General features: G+C 66.6%; 4 protein-coding genes and 2 tRNA genes. 4 read left to right on the top strand and 2 right to left on the bottom strand.

Annotation, left to right across the window (positions count from 1 at the left end; all coding sequences use genetic code 11):
• Window positions 1-318 precede the first annotated feature (318 nt).
• A tRNA-Ile gene (locus tag QH276_RS00330) sits at window positions 319-392 on the top strand.
• A 259-nt stretch (window positions 393-651) separates the two neighbouring features.
• Here the strand turns inward: QH276_RS00330 and QH276_RS00325 are convergent.
• A complete protein-coding gene (locus QH276_RS00325; protein WP_280398394.1) occupies window positions 652-1,323 on the bottom strand; it encodes a TetR/AcrR family transcriptional regulator in 672 nt (223 codons plus the stop codon).
• Between the two features lie 214 nt (window positions 1,324-1,537).
• On the opposite strand from QH276_RS00325, the gene QH276_RS00320 reads away from it, so the two are divergent.
• Together QH276_RS00320 and QH276_RS00315 are read left to right on the top strand one after the other, a co-directional pair.
• Window positions 1,538-2,815 (top strand): oxygenase MpaB family protein, encoded by a 1,278-nt coding sequence (locus tag QH276_RS00320; protein ID WP_280398395.1) that lies wholly within the window; start codon window positions 1,538-1,540, stop codon window positions 2,813-2,815.
• A 94-nt stretch (window positions 2,816-2,909) separates the two neighbouring features.
• Window positions 2,910-2,982: transfer RNA gene (locus QH276_RS00315), tRNA-Ala, on the top strand.
• A 58-nt stretch (window positions 2,983-3,040) separates the two neighbouring features.
• On the opposite strand, the gene QH276_RS00310 is transcribed toward QH276_RS00315, so the two are convergent.
• Complete coding sequence (locus QH276_RS00310; protein ID WP_280398396.1) at window positions 3,041-3,391, bottom strand: winged helix-turn-helix transcriptional regulator; 351 nt, start codon at window positions 3,389-3,391, stop codon at window positions 3,041-3,043.
• A gap of 139 nt (window positions 3,392-3,530) precedes the next feature.
• On the opposite strand from QH276_RS00310, the gene QH276_RS00305 reads away from it, so the two are divergent.
• The gene (locus QH276_RS00305) at window positions 3,531-4,412 is read left to right on the top strand and encodes an NAD(P)-dependent oxidoreductase (protein ID WP_280406537.1); all 882 of its coding nucleotides are present in this window, start codon (window positions 3,531-3,533) and stop codon (window positions 4,410-4,412) included.
• The last annotated feature ends 175 nt before the right edge of the window (window positions 4,413-4,587 follow it).

Genomic DNA, 4,587 nt, shown 5'->3' with positions numbered 1-4,587 from the left:
CACCCTGGGTGGACTTTGGGGGGGTTTTTCCCTGGGCCCCGGGCCCCCCCGGTACTTAATGCGGCTCGCGCCACTCGGGGGCCGCCGGCGGGGGGGGCGGGCCTTTCTCGCGCTCGAGGCAGGTTTCCGAGTCGGCGGCATCGTTACGCCGGCGATGAACGACGGCAGGCGGCCGATCGCTACGCATGCGGTCCAACCAGCCCCACCGCCCGCCCGGGAGTCCGCGTAGGGCTCGTCTACCTGCCGTTTTGGTTGGTTCGGGGCGTGTCCTGTACTCTTTGTCCTCGGCGGTCGGTTGATATTCAACAGCTGCCCCGCGGGTCTATAGCTCAGGCGGTTAGAGCGCTTCGCTGATAACGAAGAGGTCGGAGGTTCAAGTCCTCCTAGACCCACATTCTGTATATCGACGACCTCCACCGGTACCGGTTCGGAGGTCGTTTGCTTTATCCGCGGTGGTTTGCTGCCGCCGGGTACAGGTCCTGCCGGTACGGTCCCACAGAGTTAGGCTGAAGAAATGAAATACGTTCTCACCATCGGAATTGTCGCTGCTGTTCTCATCGGTATCAGCAAGCTGCGTCGGCGCGACGAAGACCTGTGGCACGAGGTCACCACTCGCTGACAGCGGCGCCGCGGCCTGACGCCCGCGGCTGATCAGGGCCGGGCCAGCAGTTCGATCACCGAGGACACCTGCGCGGTGGACGGTGTCGGAAGGTTGTCCCGGCCGTGGATCAAACCGAGACCGATATAGACCATCGCGCCCGCGCGCAGCCGGGCCTGGCTCTCGTCGAAGCCCAGGTCGAGCATGGTTCGTTTGACGGTTTCGAACACTCGCTGATCGAGGTTGCGCACCGCGGCCGCCACCTTGGGATTATGGCGTGACCATTCCCGCACCGTGGTCTCCACGATCCAGTGGCGCTGATCCACCAGCATCGCGGCCATTTTCTCGATCCGTTCTTCCACTGGGATAGCCGCGAACGCTCCGAGTTCGCGAACCGTTTCGCTCTGTATCGCGCTCCACCGGTCCGCCATGGCCGCCATGAGCTGCTCGATATCGTCGAAATGCCAGTAGAAGCTGCCCTTCGTGACACCGAGCTCCTGGCACAGCCGCTGGATCTTGATGGCCCCCATACCCTCGCGGGACAACAGATTCAGGGCGCCGTCGACCCAGTCGTCATGGGAGAGCCGGGCGGTCCGCCGCCGTTGCCGTTGTTGAGCCTGGGCCTTCTTGGATTTCGGCCGGTGCGCCGCGGAAGAATCGCCGGACGGTCCGGCAGCGTCGGAATCCGCCGCCGTTTCCGCCGACCGATCGCCGCTGAGTCTCATACTCCGATGGTAGGGGAGCCGTTCGGCACGCTCGAAGGATCGGTGATTACCCGCGAGCGGCCGTGGTGGGCCACCGAGGCCGGGTCGACAACGTGCCGAATTCCGGGAACTTGCGATCTTCCGCCTTTCCGTACTGTTGGGTACTGTACTTCCATACATTTGAGTATGGTTCGAGCTCGCGGCATCGCAGGCCGGCGCGGGCAGGGAGGCAGTGATGTCGACACCAGCGGTGGCACCGGATACCGACGACCCGGCCGTCCGATGCCCGGAGGCATTCCGGTACTGGCAGGCCCGGGAAACACCCTGGGTGCGGCGGGCCGAACGGCTGGTCCGGGCCGTTACCGGCAGCGAACTCTTCCCGACCGACGAACAAGCTCGGGCGTTGTGTGCGGATATGTTCACCGGCGATCCGGTGGCCGAACGTTTCGTCGCGGAGGTGATGCACGGCGAGGCGGGTCGCGCGAACGGCCGCCTGCTCCTGGAAGCGGCCCTGCGTGACGGAATCGACAGCATCCCCGACCCGCCCCCGGCCATGCGCGCGTTGTTCGACGAATTCGAAACGGTCCCCGAATGGGTGCGGCCGGAGCTGGTCGAACGCGGCGCGGCGGTATGGCGCCGGTGGGGCACCATGCTCTTCAGCTTCGCGGGCGCGGAAACCCTGGAGATGTACACCGAATCCGCTGTCGCCACCCCGCTTTCGCTGGCCGGCGGGTACGCCGGTGAGAGCGCACTGCGCCGGTTCCTGGAAACCTGCCGCTTCTGGATGGATGTCTCCCAGCCCGGTGCGCTGCTGACGCCCGGCTCGCCGGGGCGGGCCACCGCGTTGAAGGTCCGGATCATGCACGTCTCGGTGCGGGCCGGTGTCGAGCGGCATCCCGAATGGGATACCGGGCGGTGGGGGCTGCCGATCAGCCAGACCTACCAGTTGCTGACCCTGATCGCAGGCAGCACGATCCCCGGTCTGGGCCTGTGGGCTCTCGGATATCAGACCAGCCCGGCGGAGTTCCGGGCGCTGCTGCATTTCCAGAAGTACATGGGTTACCTGCTCGGTGTGCGGCTGAACTGGCATCCGGAAACCGTGCCCGACACCCTGCGCGTCATGGCGATGACCATGATCGCCCGCGCGCACGACGCCGGCGAACCGGGTGCCGAACTCATCGAGTCGTATCCGGCGGCCTTCGCGCCCAGACCGGATCAGCGGGGATTCGCGCGCCTGCGGGCGCACTACAACTACCGGATCAACTCCGCCTACCCGGCGCTGTACATGCTGCCCAGCACCCGCCGCAGATACCGGATGCCGGCGGCATTCCCCTGGATGCTGCTGCCGATCGCCCGGATTCCGCTGGTCACCGCAGTGGAACTCGCGCGCCGGGTACCGCCCGTCGGCCGCCTGCACGAGAAGGTCATGCTGTGGCATCGGGAGAACTGGTACCGCGAACAGATGCAGGGCCGCGAGGCGCAGTTCGAGGCCACCGGCGCGCTACGCAGGTAACGGCGCCCGCTCCGGCCGGGTACCCTTGTTTGACGGTGTACGTGCGGAAACGCTACTGTTTCGCAGGCGACTCACCGTAGTCGTCCGTATGCCAGGGGCCTTAGCTCAATTGGCAGAGCACTGCCTTTGCAAGGCAGGGGTTAGGGGTTCGATTCCCCTAGGCTCCACTCCCGAACGCTCCCGACCCGTATCGACGGGCCGGGAGCGTTCGGCGTTTCCGGTCGCTCAGCCGGCCTGGGGACAGCTCATCAGGTGGTCGCGGTGGCGGTCGCCCCATTCCTCCAGCGGGCGGAGGGCCCGGGCGAGGTCTTCGCCGAGTGGGGTGAGTGAGTATTCGACCCGGGGTGGCACCTCCGGGTAGACCTCGCGGCGGATGATGCCGGCCGATTCGAGCTGACGCAGGTTCTCGGTGAGCACTTTCTCGCTCACCCCGGTGAGTGCCCGGCGGATCTGCCCGAAGCGCTGCGGACGCGCGCCGAGCACCCACATCAGATGCAGTTTCCATTTGCCGCCGACAGCGTCGATCGCCAGGGACATACCGCACACATCGTGATACGTATCACTCGATTCGGTCACCGCGTCCTCCTGAACTCGATACGTACCCCGGGGTGAGCAGCCCCCCTCGAACGTACGTTCTTGCCCACTTTACCTGCGCGAACCAGTATCGGTTCCGGCGCCGGCAACCATCTGAACCACTATCGGAAGAGGGCATTCGATGTCTCAGCAGAATATTCGGTCGGTCAGCGTGATCGGGCTCGGCCCGATGGGGCAGGCGATGGTACGGGCTTTCCTGGCCGCCGGCACGGAGGTCACCGTATGGAACCGCAGTCCCGAGAAGGCCGACGCCATGGTCGAATTGGGCGCGAAGCGGGCCGCGACTGTCGCCGAAGCGGTGGCGGCGAACGAGGTGACCGTACTGAGCCTGACGCACTACGCCGCGATGTACGACGTGCTTCGCCAGGCGACCGGCGAACTGCGCGGGAAGGTGATCGCCAACCTCTCCTCGGATTCCCCGGAGAACGCGCGCCGGGGTGGGGCGTGGGTACGGTCGCACGGCGCGGAGTTCCTCTCCGGGGGCTTCATGTCGGCCGGTGACAATATCACCCACCCCGCCTCGTACCTGTTCTACAGCGGACCGCGTGAGGTATTCGACGCGCACGCCGAATTGCTGCGGCCGCTGAGCCCACAGGAGTACCTGGGCTCCGATGACGGTCTGGCCCAGGTGTTCTATCAGGCGCTGTTGATCGTCTTCCATCCGTGGATGCTCGCCTTCGACCAGGCGTTGGCCCTGATCGAGCGCTCCGGCAACGATATCGACCGCTTTCTGCCCTACGCCGTGCGTTCCGCCGAGGCGTATCCGTTCTTCATGGCCGAGTACGCGGCGGCCGCGAAGAAAGGCGGCTGGGGTGATCTCGCCTCGTTCGCGATGATGGACGCCGGTGCGCAGCACATCATCGATGCGAGCGAGGAAGCCGGGGTGGATCCGACCCTGTCGCGAGTCGCGCAGGAATTCTGGCGGCGGGCGCGCGCGGCCAGTGCCGAAGCGGGGCGGCCGGTTTCGATATTCGAGCTCATGGCGGCTCCGGCATCTTCCTGATGCCGTCGCCTCGGCTCGGGCACTCGGGGCTCAGCTGTGCGCCGGGCCGGGGGGGGGGGTTGGGGTAGGGCGCCGCCCCGGCCCCGGGGCGGAGAATTGGCCGGGGGGGAATAACCCCCCCGCGGCGGGGGGGGGGGATGAGGGGGGGGAGGCGGGTTTTCCGCCCCGCGGAACA

It is taken from the genome of Nocardia carnea (genome assembly GCF_029869215.1).
GTDB lineage: Bacteria > Actinomycetota > Actinomycetes > Mycobacteriales > Mycobacteriaceae > Nocardia > Nocardia carnea_B.
This window is presented reverse-complemented; position numbering and strand designations above follow the sequence as displayed.